A 250-nucleotide genomic window follows, 5' to 3' on the forward strand; every position below is an offset into this window, starting at 1 on the left:
GACTTCCTTGCGCAGCGGCTGGAACACCGTGGAGTTGGCAATCGGCGTGATCGGCACTTGCTGTTTAAGGATCAGTTGCGCCTGTTGATACAGTTTTACCCGTTGATCTTTGTCGGTGGACAATTTGGCCTGTTGCACCAGTTTGTCGTAGGTCGGATCACACCATTTGGCGTAGTTGCTGCCTTCTACCGCCCCGCAGCTGTAGAGCACGCCAAGCCAGTTGTCCGGGTCACCGTTGTCACCTGTCCAA

General features: G+C 55.2%; 1 pseudogene. It reads right to left on the reverse strand.

The features are described 5' to 3' along the window. Window positions 1–250 (reverse strand): annotated as a pseudogene (locus BK660_RS31395) (ABC transporter substrate-binding protein); the annotation flags it as partial.

It is taken from the genome of Pseudomonas brassicacearum (assembly GCF_003732265.1).
Taxonomy (GTDB): Bacteria; Pseudomonadota; Gammaproteobacteria; order Pseudomonadales; family Pseudomonadaceae; genus Aquipseudomonas; species Aquipseudomonas brassicacearum_D.